The organism is Bacillus sp. LQ16 (assembly GCF_057784645.1).
The window spans coordinates 4,138,555-4,154,121 of the sequence record NZ_CM173491.1; the positions used below are offsets into that span (position 1 = coordinate 4,138,555).

The 15,567-nt window shown below is 36.1% G+C and carries 15 protein-coding genes and 2 riboswitches; of the genes, 5 read left to right on the top strand and 10 right to left on the bottom strand.

Annotated elements, in window-relative coordinates:
- Positions 1–33 precede the first annotated feature (33 nt).
- From AC3EMB_RS20860 to AC3EMB_RS20875, 4 genes are all read right to left on the bottom strand, one after another.
- Positions 34–294, bottom strand: coding sequence for a DUF3966 domain-containing protein (locus tag AC3EMB_RS20860; RefSeq protein ID WP_000817964.1), 261 nt, complete (start codon positions 292–294; stop codon positions 34–36).
- Between the two features lie 194 nt (positions 295–488).
- A complete protein-coding gene (murG, locus tag AC3EMB_RS20865; protein WP_089171761.1) occupies positions 489–1,547 on the bottom strand; it encodes an undecaprenyldiphospho-muramoylpentapeptide beta-N-acetylglucosaminyltransferase in 1,059 nt (352 codons plus the stop codon).
- 18 nt (positions 1,548–1,565) lie between these two features.
- The gene (metH, locus tag AC3EMB_RS20870) at positions 1,566–4,964 is read right to left on the bottom strand and encodes a methionine synthase (RefSeq protein ID WP_023523018.1); all 3,399 of its coding nucleotides are present in this window, start codon (positions 4,962–4,964) and stop codon (positions 1,566–1,568) included.
- The gene (locus tag AC3EMB_RS20875) at positions 4,964–6,796 is read right to left on the bottom strand and encodes a bifunctional homocysteine S-methyltransferase/methylenetetrahydrofolate reductase (protein WP_000770353.1); all 1,833 of its coding nucleotides are present in this window, start codon (positions 6,794–6,796) and stop codon (positions 4,964–4,966) included. Before AC3EMB_RS20875 ends, metH begins: the two co-directional genes overlap by 1 nt.
- 70 nt (positions 6,797–6,866) lie before the next feature.
- Positions 6,867–6,976, bottom strand: a riboswitch (SAM riboswitch).
- A 203-nt stretch (positions 6,977–7,179) separates the two neighbouring features.
- Positions 7,180–7,290, top strand: a riboswitch (SAM riboswitch).
- 94 nt (positions 7,291–7,384) lie between these two features.
- Here AC3EMB_RS20875 and metI point away from each other — a divergent pair.
- The 4 genes from metI (at position 7,385) to AC3EMB_RS20895 (ending at position 11,058) form a co-directional block, all read left to right on the top strand.
- Positions 7,385–8,497: a cystathionine gamma-synthase/O-acetylhomoserine thiolyase gene (gene metI, locus AC3EMB_RS20880; RefSeq protein ID WP_000103889.1), complete on the top strand. Its 1,113-nt coding sequence runs from the start codon at positions 7,385–7,387 to the stop codon at positions 8,495–8,497.
- Complete coding sequence (gene metC, locus AC3EMB_RS20885) at positions 8,494–9,657, top strand: cystathionine beta-lyase (RefSeq protein ID WP_023523020.1); 1,164 nt, start codon at positions 8,494–8,496, stop codon at positions 9,655–9,657. Before metI ends, metC begins: the two co-directional genes overlap by 4 nt.
- Positions 9,658–9,821: 164 nt before the next feature.
- Positions 9,822–10,334 (top strand): cysteine hydrolase family protein, encoded by a 513-nt coding sequence (locus tag AC3EMB_RS20890; protein WP_488517254.1) that lies wholly within the window; start codon positions 9,822–9,824, stop codon positions 10,332–10,334.
- 433 nt (positions 10,335–10,767) lie between these two features.
- Positions 10,768–11,058 carry an ArsR/SmtB family transcription factor gene (locus tag AC3EMB_RS20895; protein WP_000894377.1) on the top strand — a complete coding sequence of 97 codons (291 nt, stop codon included), beginning with the start codon at positions 10,768–10,770 and terminating at the stop codon, positions 11,056–11,058.
- A gap of 142 nt (positions 11,059–11,200) precedes the next feature.
- Here the strand turns inward: AC3EMB_RS20895 and AC3EMB_RS20900 are convergent, their stop codons facing one another.
- Both AC3EMB_RS20900 and AC3EMB_RS20905 read right to left on the bottom strand, forming a co-directional pair.
- Entirely contained in the window at positions 11,201–12,313 is a 1,113-nt protein-coding gene (locus AC3EMB_RS20900; protein ID WP_098678667.1) for a class I SAM-dependent methyltransferase, read from the bottom strand.
- A 9-nt stretch (positions 12,314–12,322) separates the two neighbouring features.
- On the bottom strand, positions 12,323–12,952 hold the full coding sequence (locus AC3EMB_RS20905; RefSeq protein WP_000871225.1) for an MBL fold metallo-hydrolase: 630 nt from the start codon (positions 12,950–12,952) through the stop codon (positions 12,323–12,325).
- Positions 12,953–13,122: 170 nt separating this feature from the next.
- Here AC3EMB_RS20905 and AC3EMB_RS20910 point away from each other — a divergent pair, with 170 nt between their 5' ends.
- Entirely contained in the window at positions 13,123–13,296 is a 174-nt protein-coding gene (locus tag AC3EMB_RS20910; protein ID WP_000524852.1) for a DUF2759 domain-containing protein, read from the top strand.
- An 80-nt stretch (positions 13,297–13,376) separates the two neighbouring features.
- Here the strand turns inward: AC3EMB_RS20910 and glcK are convergent, their stop codons facing one another.
- The 4 genes from glcK to rpmG all read right to left on the bottom strand — a co-directional run bounded on the left by glcK (position 13,377) and on the right by rpmG (position 15,515).
- The gene (gene glcK, locus AC3EMB_RS20915) at positions 13,377–14,360 is read right to left on the bottom strand and encodes a glucokinase (protein WP_000391701.1); all 984 of its coding nucleotides are present in this window, start codon (positions 14,358–14,360) and stop codon (positions 13,377–13,379) included.
- Between the two features lie 19 nt (positions 14,361–14,379).
- A complete protein-coding gene (locus AC3EMB_RS20920; protein WP_000253699.1) occupies positions 14,380–14,580 on the bottom strand; it encodes a YqgQ family protein in 201 nt (66 codons plus the stop codon).
- Positions 14,581–14,682: 102 nt separating this feature from the next.
- Positions 14,683–15,261, bottom strand: coding sequence for a 5-formyltetrahydrofolate cyclo-ligase (locus AC3EMB_RS20925; protein WP_069356203.1), 579 nt, complete (start codon positions 15,259–15,261; stop codon positions 14,683–14,685).
- Between the two features lie 104 nt (positions 15,262–15,365).
- Complete coding sequence (gene rpmG, locus AC3EMB_RS20930; RefSeq protein WP_001265616.1) at positions 15,366–15,515, bottom strand: 50S ribosomal protein L33; 150 nt, start codon at positions 15,513–15,515, stop codon at positions 15,366–15,368.
- Positions 15,516–15,567: the final 52 nt, after the last annotated feature.

Below are 15,567 nucleotides of genomic sequence, written 5' to 3' on the forward strand. Positions count from 1 at the left end.
AATAAAGAACAACTTCAAAAAAAATCCCCATCTTTAAAACTTATTTGCGTTTAAATGATGGGATGCTTCATGGTCTTCTTTTATTTTTTGTTTTTTATAACTTTCATCAGCTAACATTTCTAGTTCAGCTGTTATCTCTGATTTTTCAAGCTCTCTTTCTTGCGAAAATTTCCTTGAAATATAAACAATAACACTACCAACGTACAACACAAAGCATATAATAAGTGCAGTATTTTCATAGAGACTTAGCTCCAACACAGTCACTCCTAATCCATTCGTATTTTCACGCTTCATTAATTGGAATTTCCCTATTAACCCATTTGTTATCCCGCTATTTGAGGGCAGTAAAACCCCCTCCTCAAATTCCAGTGAAAGCAAAGAAGTTAGATGGAGGATGCCCCCAACTGATTAAAGTTTCACTTTATTGTAACATAAAAATATCAATTCTTGGAATCTTTCACCCTACTAAAAGAGGCATGATTGTTTCATCATGCCTCTGAAATATTTTGAATGATTGTTTTAATTGCTTCTTTTCCATTATATTTTTTTAGTGCTGTTTTATACTTCTCATTATTTTGATTCAATTCTTCGACATACTTTATAAGAGATTTTACAGTTACATCTTCTTCATATAATACGGAGGCATACCCTTGCCTTTCAAAGGACTCTGCATTTAATATTTGATCTCCACGGCTTGCAAATTTCGATAATGGAATTAAAACCATCGGCTTTTGTAATGTTAAAAATTCAAAAATTGCGTTGGAGCCCGCGCGTGAAATAACAAAATCTGTTACCGCTAATATATCTGGCAGTTCTCCATGTACATATTCAAATTGTCTATATCCTTCTTTATTTTGTAAACTTTCATCAAGGTTACCTTTTCCGCAAAGGTGAACAATTTGATACTTTTTAAGAAGTTCTGGTAATGCTTCTCGAGCCGTATCATTAATTTTTTTCGCGCCCAAGCTACCTCCCATAATCGTAATAACTGGCTTTTTACGTGAAAAACCTAAAAATGCTAAACCTGTTTCACGATTTCCCTTCAGCACTTCTTCACGTACAGGAGATCCCGTATATATTACTTTTTCTCTCGGTAAATGTTTCGCCGCTTCTTCAAATGTAACAAATATTTTCGAAGCAAAACGAAGCGCAATTTTATTTGCTAGTCCTGGCGTCATATCAGATTCATGTAATAAAACTGGTACTCTATTTAGCCATCCTCCAATTACGACTGGTACGGATACGAAACCGCCTTTTGAAAAAATCACATCTGGTTTTAGTTTTCGAATCCTTACATACGCATCCATAACCCCCTTCATTACAAGAAAAGGATCTTTTATATTTTTTAAATCAAAATAACGACGTAGCTTTCCACTCGAAATACTATAGTAGGGAATGCCTTCCTTTTCTATAATCGTTTTCTCAATACCTTGATGAGAACCAATGTAAGAGATATCCCAGTTGTCTTCTTGTAAATATGGGATAATGGCTAAATTAGGTGTTACATGTCCTGCCGAACCGCCACCTGTAAAGACTATTTTCTTCATACGTCTCCCCCTTCTAGACTATAATACACTAAAATATCTTGCCTCAGGGTGAGAAAATACCATAGCCGTTACGGACGCTTCTGGCTCCATCATGAATCCTTCTGTTAATGAAATACCTATTTCCTCTGGATGAATTAAGCGAAATAGCTTTTCTTGATCTGCAAGTTCTGGACACGCCGGATAACCAAATGACACGCGTATTCCTCTATATTTCGTACGGAAACGTTCTTCCATCGTCAGTTCAGGTGAGTCTGGAATGCCCCAGCGGTCACGAATGAGCATATGTGTTTTTTCAGCAAGTCCTTCTGCTAATTCAAGCGCTAACGATTGAATGGCATGACTACGTAAGTAATCACCTTTCGCCTTCCACTCTTCAGCAATGTCCCGAACTCCTTCCCCAACCGTAACAGATAAGAAAGCAACATAGTCCATCTCATCTCCAATTGGGCGCAAATAATCGCCTAAAGTACGATAGGGAGCCTTTCCTTGTCTAGGGAATGTGAAACGCTCTATAACACGCGTATGATCTTCTGGATCATATATTACAATGTTTTGTCCGTCGCTTTGCGCTGGGAAAAATTGATACACTGCTTTCGGCTTTAACCAAGATTGTCCTTCCTGCAATAATTCATCTATTAAATCATTTAATTCATGTGCTCTCTTATCTCCCTCTTTCAAAAGCTTCTTCACATTTCCTTTTAATCCAAGGTGATGCCCAAGTAGCATTTGTCTATTTAAAAATGGAGCGAGATGAAGAGCCGGAATATCACGTAATACAATTCGTTTTGTTGAATCAGGCACCATAACCTCAGCCTTCGGTAATGGCTCAATTACTGCTGGAATTTCTACTTTCTTCTCCTCTTTTTTTACGATATGAAGATGACGTTCTTTTTTATCCTGTTTCATCTTCTCACGCTCTTCTTCTTTTTGAAGCTTATTAATAATATCGAGCCCCGTCATCGCATCACTCGCATAACAAACGAGCCCTTTATATGATGGTGAAATCCGATTATCTGTAAACTTTCTCGTTAACGCTGCACCACCTACAACAATGGGAACATCAATATTTGCTGCTTTTAAATCTTCAGCAGTCGTTACCATTTGTTGCGCTGATTTTACTAATAAACCTGAAAGGCCTATAATGTCCGGCTTCTTTTCTTGTACTTCTTGAACAATTCGATCCGAACGTACATTAATTCCTAAATTAATAATCTCATATCCGTTATTCGCTAAAATAATTTCAACGAGATTTTTCCCAATATCATGCACATCACCTTTTACAGTTGCTAATAATACTTTCCCTTTTTTTGCACTATCGCTAGATTCCATATGTGGCTCTAAATAACTTACAGCAGCTTTCATACTTTCGGCACTTTGCAATACTTCAGCAACAATAAGTTCATTATTATTAAATAGTCGTCCTACCTCATCCATCCCTGTCATAAGCGGACCGTTAATAATATCAAGAGGTTTTCTTCCTTCTTCAAGTGCAAGACTTAAATCCTCGTGTAATCCTTGTTTCGTACCTTCTACAATATAATTTGCTAGTCGTTCATCTAGCGTTAACGTTTCTTGCACAACGACATCTTTCTTTTTAGCGACTCGGTAAAAGTTTGTAAATTCTTCTAACGTCTCTTTCGTCGTTTCAAACAGTAATGCATCTGCAAGGTGTTTTTCTTCCTCTGGAATCGACGCATAGCGTTCTAATTTTTCCGTATTAACAATCGCGTAATCTAATCCAGCCTTCGTAGCATGATATAAAAAGACGGAATTCAATACTTCACGTCCAGCCGGTGGTAAACCAAATGATATGTTACTTACACCTAAAATCGTTAAACACTCTGGTAACGCTTCTTTAATAAGGCGAATGCCCTCTATAGTCGCTGCCGCTGAACCAATATATTCTTCATCACCTGTCCCTACTGGAAACACAAGTGCATCAAAAATAATATCTGACGGGCGTATCCCATATTTCGTCGTTAATAATTCGTAACTTCTTTTTGCAATTTCTAATTTTCTTTCAGCACTTACTGCCATACCATCTTCATCGATTGTACCAACTACAATTGCAGCACCATACTTACGAAGAAGCGGTGTTACCTTTTCAAAACGCTCTTCTCCATCTTCTAAATTAATAGAGTTGATAACAGCTTTTCCTTGAATATAAGTAAGTGCTCTTGCCATAACATTTTCATCCGTTGAATCAATCATAATCGGTACTTTTAACACTTTCGTAACTTCTGTCAAAAATTTCTCCATATCTTCTATTTCATCACGATCAGGATCTGCCATACAAATATCAATAATATGAGCATTTTTCTTCACTTGCGCTCTTGCCACTTCAGCAGCCTCTTCAAATTTCCCTTCTGCTACTAATCGTTTAAATTTACGTGATCCAATAACATTCGTTCTTTCACCTACAAATAACGGTCTCATAGACTCATCATATTGCAGTGCCTCTAATCCACTAATTCCATGTCCTTCTCTCTCATGATGGTCACGAGGCTTAAGAGATGCTAGTGCTTCTTTCATTGCTTTTATATGTTCTGGTGTCGTGCCACAACAACCACCGATAATATTAACCCATCCTTCTTCAGCAAATCGCTTCACCTTTTCAGCGAGAGAAGATGGAGACTCATGGTAATGTCCATCTTCATCAGGAAGACCTGCATTTGGATAACAAGAAATGTAACACTCCGATAAATCAGATAGTGAACGAATATGGTCCCTCATAAACTCCGGACCAGTCGCACAATTTAACCCAACAGATAATGGTTTCATATGTTCTACTGATAAATAAAAAGCTTCAATTGTTTGCCCAGCCAGAGTCGTTCCCATTGGCTCAATCGTTCCTGAAATCATAATAGGAACCGTTTTTTTCAGTTCTTCAAAAGCAGCTTGAATTCCAATATAAGCTGCTTTCACGTTACGCATATCTTGACTCGTCTCAACGAGTAATACATCAACTTCTCCTTTTAATAATCCTCGTGCCTGCCTTGTATAAGCCTCAATCAATTCTTCAAAAGTCACACCACCAGTAACACTAATTGCTTTCGTTGTTGGTCCCATCGCTCCCGCAACATATACTTCCTTACCGCTTTCTTTAACAGCTTGCTTCGCCAAAAGTGCTGCCTTTTCATTTAGTTCTTCATCTAAATGAGACAGCTCATAATCACTTAGTACAATATTCGTTGCCCCAAATGTATTTGTTTCAATAATATCCGCTCCAGCTTCAATATAAGCTTTATGAATCTTTAAAATAACGTCTGGTCTTGTTTCTACTAAATATTCATTACAGCCCTCGTACTCTTCTCCTCCGAAATCTTCAGCAGTTAAATCCTCTTGCTGAATCATTGTTCCCATTGCACCATCTAATATTAAAATGCTATTTTGTAATTTTTCTTCTATACACTTCATCAATTAATACCTTCTTTCACTTCTTGCTTTTCTCTTACATATTTAACAAGATGTTCTGTAATTTCATATTTTAAAAATGGTGTAATAAGATAAATACCATTAAAATATTTCATCGCTGCGTCGATCAATTCTTGCGAAATGCGAATCCCTTCCTCAATTGCCGCCTCTTTCGTTTCGTGTCCATCCATTCTCTCTCTTATTTCTTCTGGAAGAGTAATACCCGGTACCTCAAAATGAAGAAAATCTGCATTCCGCTTACTTACTAACGGCATAATTCCAATAAAAATAGGTTGTTCCAAATGCTTTGTCGCTTCATACACTTCTTCAATTAACGCGATATCGTAAATTGGCTGAGTTAAAAAATATTCCGCTCCAGCATCTATTTTTCGTTCCATTCGCTTAACCGCTGCTTTTAAGTGCCTCACGTGAGGATTAAATGCGCCGCCTACAGAAAACCTTGTCGCCGGTCCAATTGATTTCCCTAAAATTGAACGTCCATCGTTCATTTCTTTAATCATTTTAATGAGCTCAATAGAGGACAAATCGTATACAGAAGTTGCACCAGGAAAATCACCAACGCGCGCTGGATCACCAGTTAAAGCTAACACTTCTTCCATCCCTAACGCCGATAAACCTAACAAATGAGATTGTAGTCCAATGACGTTATGATCCCTACACGTTAAATGTGTCAATACCGGGATATCATGCTTCGTTAATAACGCACCCATTGCCATATTAGAAATACGAGGCGATGCTAATGAATTATCTGCTAGAGTAATAGCATCTGCTCCCGCTCTTTTTAAAGCTCTTGCTCCTTCAAAAAACCGCTGTGTATCTAACGTTTTCGGTGGATCTAATTCCACTACAACTGTCGTTTGTTTTTTCGCTTTCTCTGCTAGAGTGACGTGAGCCTTCGAACGTTTCTCATGCGTATGAACAACTTTCGGCCTTTGAATGGTGTCTTTTTCTATTACAGGTGTAACATTCGCAACAGCGTGCTTCATACTTTGAATATGTTCTGGAGTCGTACCACAACAACCACCTAATAACCGAATACCTTGCTCAATAAATCTCGGCGTCATCGCCTCAAAATAAGCTGGGCTTCCCTCATATACGTAACGTCCCTCCACATAATTCGGGAGACCTGCATTTGGGTATGCTGATAAATAGCCATTTTGCGGAATCGATATCATTTTGAAAGCCTCCGTCATATGAAGCGGCCCTAGTTGACAATTTAATCCAACAACATTTGCACCGTAATCTATAAGTTGCTTTAATATTTCATTGACATCATTTCCATTTTGAGTCGTACCTGCTTCATGTAACGCTAATTGAGCAACAATTGGAATGTTCGTTTGCTTACGCAATACTTTAACAGCATGAAGTAATTCAAATTCATCGTAAAAAGTTTCTAATAGTAATCCATCAACCTGTTCTTCTAGTAAAGCCCCTGCCTGTTCAAGTAGCATAAACTCCCTTTCCATATCAGTCGTTGTAACGGCTCCGATATGTTTCATACCACCAATTGTTCCTAAAATTGCATTTTTATCTGTAACAGATGCTTTCGCCAGTTTTACTGCCGCTCTATTAATTTCTGTAACTTGATTTTCTAAGCCGTACATACGTAATTTCGCCTCATTTGCTCCATACGTATTCGTTTGAATTACATCTGCTCCAGCAGCTACATATTGTTTATGGATCGATATAATTAAGTCTGGATCAGATACATTCAATTCTTCAAAGCTACTTTGCAAGCCATGTGAATGCAATAACGTTCCAACCGCACCATCACCTATTACAATTCCTTTTGATAATAAATCTAGTAATTTCACGAATCTCCCTCATTTCTATCAATATAAAAACCCCCTCTTCACTTTGAAGAGGGGGACATAATCGTTCCTCCTCTTATTATGCAAAACATTCGTTTTGCAGGTATTAGCACCGTTTCAAACATTTCGTTTGAAGGTTGCCGGGTTTCACAGGGCCTTTCCCTCCACCGCTCTCAATAAGAGTTGTCTTTATTATTTTATTTATGTAGCTAAAAGGAAATGCGTTCCCCTTTTAACAATGTTTGTTAATTTTTTAATAAATTTAGCATGCACAAAAGTAAAAGTCAATGACACTTGCGGAAAAATAAAAATTTTTCAAAATAAAGTTGCAATTCAATTATCTTTTGTTGTAAAGTTAAAAACATAATAAAAATTTCATACGAACATTCTTATCTAGAGAGGTAGAGGGACTGGCCCTGTGACGCCTCAGCAACCATTAACATTTTGTTAATAAGGTGCTAATTCCAGCAAATTGTGAAAGATTTGACAGATGAGAAGAAGACTCTATTCAAACCGAAAGCCTTCTTCTTAGAAGGCTTTTTTTATTTTATATTCACTTAATGTTTCAATTTAAAAAGGAGGAATTTTCACATGTCAACAATCGAAACAAAACTAGCACAAATCGGCAATCGCAGTGAAACTACAACTGGAACGGTTAATCCACCAGTTTATTTCTCAACCGCTTATCGTCATGAAGGAATTGGTAAATCTACTGGCTTTGACTATTCACGAACTGGCAATCCAACTCGAGGTCTTTTAGAACAGGCAATCGCAGACTTAGAATATGGCGAACAAGGTTATGCCTGTAGTTCAGGGATGGCGGCTGTTCTCCTCGTCCTTTCTCTATTCCGCTCTGGAGACGAACTTATTGTATCTGAAGATTTATACGGTGGAACGTATCGATTATTTTCTGAACATGAAAAAAAGTGGAATGTTCGATGTAGATACGTAAATACACAGTCTATTAAACAAATTGAGCAAGCTATCACAACTGAAACGAAGGCTATTTTCATAGAAACTCCAACTAATCCATTAATGCAAGTTACTGATATTGCTGCTGTCGCAACTGTAGCGAAAAGGCACGGACTACTTCTTATTGTAGACAACACATTCTACACACCTTATATACAGCAACCATTAACAGAAGGTGCTGACATTGTACTTCACAGCGCAACGAAATATTTAGGGGGACATAACGATGTACTAAGCGGACTTGTCGTTGCAAAAGGAAAGGAACTTTGTGAAGAAATCGCTCATTATCATAATGCATCAGGTGCAGTTTTAAGCCCATTTGACTCATGGTTATTAATTCGCGGTATGAAAACGTTAGCGCTTCGCATGAGACAGCATGAAGAAAATGCGAAAGCAGTTGTTGCATATTTAAATGATGAAGACGGGGTGACAGATGTATTTTATCCTGGAAGAGGCGGCATGATTTCATTTCGCCTTAAAGATGAAGCTTGGATTAATCCATTCTTACAATCTTTATCCTTAATTACATTTGCCGAAAGTCTTGGTGGTGTAGAAAGTTTAATGACTTATCCAGCAACGCAAACACATGCTGATATTCCTGAAGAAATTAGAACAGCAAACGGTGTATGTAATCGTCTTCTTCGATTCTCCGTTGGCATTGAAAATAGTAACGATTTAATTCAAGACTTAAAGCAAGCCATTAAACTTGTAAAAGAAGGTGTAAGAATATGAGTTATTCTATAGATACACTCTTACTACACAACCAATATAAACATGACTCGCAAACAGGAGCTGTGAACGTTCCTATCTATAACACATCAACTTTTCACCAGTTTGATGTAGATACGTTCGGAAAATATGACTATAGCAGGTCAGGAAATCCAACTCGTGAAGCTCTTGAAGATATCATTGCTTTATTAGAAGGTGGAACAAAGGGATTCGCCTTTGCATCAGGCATTGCAGCGATTTCCACTGCATTCCTCCTTCTTTCACAAGGTGATCACGTACTCATTTCAGAAGATGTATACGGAGGCACTTACCGAGTGATAACTGAGGTACTCTCCCGTTACGGTGTTTCACATACATTTGTTGATATGACCAATTTAGAAGAAATAAAACAAAGCATTAAACCAAATACAAAGCTCTTTTATGTAGAAACACCTTCTAATCCACTTTTAAAGGTGACAGATATTCGCGAGGTTTCTAAACTTGCAAAATCTATTGGGGCTCTTACTTTTGTTGATAATACATTTTTGACACCACTATTCCAAAAACCACTTGAACTTGGAGCTGATGTTGTTCTTCATAGTGCCACAAAATTTATTGCTGGGCATAGTGATGTTACTGCCGGATTAGCAGTAGTAAAAGATGCAGAACTCGCTCAAAAGCTTGGATTTTTACAAAATGCATTCGGTGCTATTTTAGGACCTCAAGATTGTTCTCTCGTACTTCGCGGTCTAAAAACATTACATGTACGCCTCGAGCATTCAGCTAAAAATGCCAATAAAATTGCACATTATTTACAAGAGCACGCTAAAGTACAAAATGTCTATTATCCGGGATTACAAACACATCTCGGATTTGATATTCAACAATCTCAAGCAACATCAGCTGGAGCAGTCTTATCATTTACTTTGCAGTCAGAAGATGCACTCCGCCAATTTTTATCAAAAGTAAAATTACCTGTTTTTGCAGTTAGTTTAGGAGCTGTAGAGTCAATTCTTTCTTATCCAGCAAAAATGTCACATGCAGCACTGTCGCAAGAAGCTCGTGATGAAAGAGGAATCTCTAATTCATTACTTCGGTTATCAGTCGGTCTTGAAAATGTTAACGATTTAATATCCGATTTTGAAAATGCCCTTTCTTATGTAGAAGAACCTGTAAATGCATAGAGAAAAAAGAAGATATGAGAATAGGTTTTCATATCTTCTTTTTATGCGATTTAGTTATAGTCATTTGAAATTTTTCTTATAGTCCATAAAAAATAAAAGTATATCATCTATTTCTAAAAAATTGATTAATTGATATATTAAAAAATGAAAAAGGGGTAAAAATAATGAATACTTGTGCAGATATTTTAATCGTTATCGATTTACAAAATGGCGTATGTTATGGCGGAGAGCATTTATTTGATTTACAGAACTTACTAACAAAAGTAAATAAAAGAATTTCTTCATACAGAAAATTAAATAAACCAATCCTTTTTGTTCAACATTGTGATGATGATTTAGTACCCGAGAAAGAACTTTGGGCTATTCATACCGATCTTGATGTTCAAGAACAAGATTTTTTTGTAAGAAAAACACATGCAAATTCATTTTATAAAACAAACTTAAAAGAAATTTTAGATCAATTATCTGTAAATCGCATTGAATTTTGCGGTGCCCAAACAGAGTACTGTATGGATGCTACGATTAAGTTTGCCCACGGACTGGGATACGAAAACTTTATGATACAGAAAACAACCTCTACGTTGAATAATCCTTTTATGTCCGCAAAAGAGACAATTGATTTTTACGAGAACATATGGAATCACAGATTTTTAACGTTGCTAAAAGATGAATTTTAGAATAAATGACTAATGACTTGATTATCCTAAGATTTATCAGCCGTAATCAAATATTTCATTATCACCATAAAGAAGCGAATTACATTCAGCTTCTGTTCTTTTAACCTGTTTTATATTCTATATATATCATTATAATTCCTTTGTCATATTATTTTAAAAATTTCGTATATTCATTTGAAAGAATAAGAAAATCATGATAAAATTGTGTTACAAATATATCTATATCTTTCAATTTTTAAAACGCATCGAAATTTTCACCCAAAAATGTCATTTTACAAAAACGTGCTAATTTACCTATTTTATTTACATCATGGTCTCTTTTCTTACAATTTCTTTACTTTAGGACTTTTTTTCTGCAACAACTATTTTCTTTTCTTTAAATTTTTGGTATGTATAGTATGGTATAATAGCTCACACGGAGGTGGAAAAGAACATGTTAGAAACCTTTCAAAAAGAATTAGAACTATATGAAAGTAATGCAGAATTATTAAAAGTGCTGGCTCATCCTGTTCGTTTATGTATCGTAAAAGGATTAATTGAGCGCGGTCCAAGCAACGTTTCTACAATGTACACTGGCTTAAACATGCCACAATCTACAATTTCACAGCATTTAGCAAAATTAAAAAGCGCTAAAATCGTTTCTAGTGAAAGAAAAGGATTGGAAATTTATTACAAAGTAGAGAACGAAACAATAATTCAACTCGTTCGCGTATTATTAGGTTAGGGACTAATAATCGAAGAAAAAGAACGTATTCTATATTTTTTATCTCATATCTTTAATATAAATATATATCATGAGAGGAAATATATAATACTACATAAGTCGTATTAAAAAACAAGACACAGTATATACTGTGTCTTGTTTTTTATATTGTTACATACCGATCCAAATGTAAATGTTGCATATCTTTTGTATGTATAACAACATCAAACGCACTCCCTACTCCTCCATTCAAAATCATAGAACGAACTGCTCGATTTTGTTTTTGCGTTTCAGAAAAAGGATTCATATCTTGATGGCTCTTAAGCTGTTCTAATATCCCTGCAGCTAACAAGAACTCAGATTGTTTCTTATGCCATACTGCACTCATTCCTTGCATACTAAACATCTCCTTTAGCTCGTCCCAATGAATATGAGTAGTAAGATCCATTTCACCTGGATGCGCTAGTGGGTTACGTATTAGCTTATGCTGATAATAACCTCGCAAACTTCCTTCACGGTGTGCTGGATGCATCCATTCTTCTTTTGTGTATCCGTAATCAACTGTAATACATATACCTTTTTGAAACCATTTCGCGATTTCTTTTATATACTCCTCCATCACAATTGGTACTTCAAAACGTTGCCCTTCAGCAATATGAATATTATATTTCAATAAATATCGACCAATTCTTTTATCTAACGGCCTACATACTTCTGAAAGGTTTCCTTCCTCTGTATATGTAATACGCACTTCATACAACATACCATTTCTTTTCTCAATTATTTCAACAGGAAATGCATCAAACAACTCATTCGAAAAAAGAATTCCCTCGAAAGAATCTCCCATTTCACTATAAGAGGTATAGTACGATACATTAGAAAATGAGCTAAGGTGCTCCTGCTGTAATTTCCTATGAAAAGGGCTCACTTCAATCATTGAATAGTTTAAATCAATAAAGGTTTTTGGAGATAATTGCTTCCATTCTTGTAAAACATCATAGGCAAACTTTCCAGTTCCCCCACCAACCTCACAAATATTCGAAGCAACTTCACCATTTTCAACAAGACGAATAAAAAGTTTAGCAAAAGTTTTTGCAAAAACAGAGGATACATTGCTACTTGTAAAAAAATCCCCTTGTCTTCCAATCTTTTCACGTTCTTTCATATAATATCCATGACCTTCTGTATACAATACAAGGTTCATATACGTACTATATGAAATTGAATAATCCTTTTCTTTCCCCATCCATTCTCTTAAAATGAGCTCCATTCCCATAATGACTCCTTATTGTAAAAACGGATTATTTTCTTTTTCAAAACCAATGCTTGTTTCTGGACCATGTCCACATAACACCGCTGTCTCATCTGGTAATACAAATAATTTCTCTTCAATACTTCCAATTAATTCAGCAAAACTTCCACCAGGCAAATCTGTTCTTCCAATGCTCATTTGGAACAATACATCTCCTGAGAATACAGCATTTGCCTCTTTACTATAATAAGAAATACTTCCTGGAGAATGTCCTGGCGTCTCAAAAATTTCAAAATTAAATGATCCAATTGTTAATGTACCTTCTGCATCAATAATATGATCCGCTGGTTTTGCTGTAATACTGCGGTTCATCATAAAAATTTGAGAGCCGTTTACAGTTGCATCTCCTAACCAATCTGCTTCTTCTTTATGTACGTATACAGGAATATGAAAAGCGTCTCTTACCGCATCAACAGCACCGATATGATCAAAGTGAGCATGCGTTAATAAAACAGCCAATGGTTTTAATTGTTCTTCTTGTAAATATGTAACGAGCTTTTCACCTTCGTGCCCAGGGTCAAAGATAATGCACTCTTTTTGATCGTTCATTAAAATATAAGCATTTGTTTGTAATGGGCCTAACGGCATTTGTATCCATTTCATATGAAAATCTCCTCCAGTTATTAAACTTACTTTTAATGATACAACATTTCTTTCTCTTAGGAAAAGAAAGGATGCTATCTCGACAATCATTTTTAAAACATGTACAATATAAAAGAGTAAATATTCCAAAAACTCATAATAAGAAATGGGTAGACAGAGGAGGATATTGCATGGGCCTTGTTATTATTTTTACACTTGTCACTCTGTTAGCTGTATTTGCTACGCTTAGAACACTTCGCGAAAAAAACTTTTTCGCGAGCGGCTTTGCAATTGCAACTGTACTCGTTTTCGGATGGTTTACGATCATGACTGTTCTATATAACGGGTATCCACCAGCAGCTTAATTCGTTTACACTTTATTCTTCATCGAGATTTCACACAAAAAGAGGAAGGGTTCCCCCTTCCTCTTTTCATATTTCAAAACTTATATCATCTTCGCTTCGTATTTGTGCTTTTTTACAAGCCAAGCTCCTCCGATAACACCTGCATCATTACCAAGTGTTGCAATAGCTAACTTCGTGCTCTTTACAGCACGTGAGAAAGCGTATTGCTCGAAATAGCGTTGAATTGGTTCTAATAGCGCATCTCCAGCTTTAGACACGCCTCCACCAATAACAATTTTCTCTGGGTTCAACGTACTAGATAGGTTCGCTACAGCTAACCCTAAATAAGAAGCTACCTTTTCTACTACTTCGCCTGCTAATTCATCACCTTGTCCAAGTGCTTCAAAGACATCTTTTGATGTAATACGTCCTTCTTCAGCTAACATAGAACGCAACATGCTTTCTTTATTAGTCTCTTGTATTTTTTGCATAGCAACACGTACAATACCTGTCGCAGATGCTACTGTTTCTAAGCAACCAGACTTCCCGCAATTACATGGGAAAGCATTTTCTGTAACTACTGTAATATGTCCAATCTCACCAGCAGCACCACTCACGCCGTGTACAATCTCACCATTGGCGATTACACCACCACCAACGCCCGTACCAAGTGTCATGCAGATTAAATCTTTTGCACCTTCACCAGCACCTTTCCACATTTCACCAAGCGCTGCTAAGTTTGCATCATTATCAATAACAACAGGTAATCCTGTTTCTACTTCTAATAAATCTTTTAGCGGATAGTTTTTCCACCCTAAATTAACCGCTTCATAAATCATTCCAGATGCCACATGTACAGGGCCAGGAGCTCCCATACCAATACCAATTAACTTGCTCTTCAATTCGCCTAATTCTTCTAGCTTTTTATCAATTGCTTTCGCAACATCAAGTGTAATATGTTTTCCTTGCTCACCTGTATTTGTAGGGATTTCCCACTTATGTAAAATTTCGCCGTATACATTAATAAATGCTAATTTAATCGTTGTACCACCAAGGTCAACACCAACTAACCATTTCTCTTCCATGTTGCTTACCTACCTTTATCTAATTCTTATTTAGCTCTTTTTGAATTTCTTGCTTCAATAAAAATAAAGCTGTTTGATAGTCTTGTGGATCGATTAGCTGTGATTGATTTAATTCACGCAATTCATCTTGCATTAATTGTAAATCTGCAATTCGATCTCCCGTATAAATAATCGTACCAAATTTCTTTAGCAATTGCTGAATATCATAAATAGATACCATTTCATCACCCTCTATGCTCACTTACTATAAAAATTATAATAAGAAAACGTTCACATATTTTATTATAATCAAGAAGAAAAAGTCTCGTCAATTTTTATTTGTCTATACAAGCTCATTTATAAGCATTGTTCCTTTTTCTGTAATAATTTTTTCTATATTTTTATCAAATGGCTCTATCGGAATGTGTTTTACCATTTGAAAATCATATGCTAATGATAGCGTTTTCCCTTTATAATGCACGAGATAACGATCATAATAGCCCCCGCCGTATCCAATCCGTTCTCCTCGCTCTGTATAAGCTACGCCTGGCACAATTTGAAGATCAATGTCATCCGCACTCACTTCTTCCGTAAGTCCCGGAATCGGTTCACGTAAGTTCATATACACCGTTTCTAATTGATCAAAATCACTAATTTTCCGGAAGGACATCGTTCTTGTTCCTTTATTACACTTAGGAACTACAACTTTCTTTCCTTCTTCCCAAGCTTTTTCGATAATAGGATATGTATTCACTTCATTTTCCATTGAGAGAGTAATTCCAATTGTTTTAGCTTCAACCCACTCTTTTTGCGCATACAACGAAAATGCAATCTGTTCTGATAAAGTTGTATATTGTTCTTCTGATAAAGAATTCATGTGTTCTATTATTTGTTTACGCAAACGCACTTTCTCTTCTTTCACACATTCTCCTCCTTACAGTGACACTTTACTCTATGATGATAGTGTATCACTTTTAACATAGGAATCGAATAAAAAAAGAAACAGTAGGAAAATATTCCTACTGCTTACTTTGTTTCACGGTGTAACGTAGACTTCTTGTCACGCTTGCAATACTTTTTAAGCTCGATACGCTCAGCGTTGTTACGTTTATTTTTCTTTGAGATATAGTTACGATCTCCGCATTCTGTACATGCTAGAGTAATATTCACACGCATTCTTATTTCCCTCCAGTACTAATAACTTAAATCAGACTATACTATAATACCA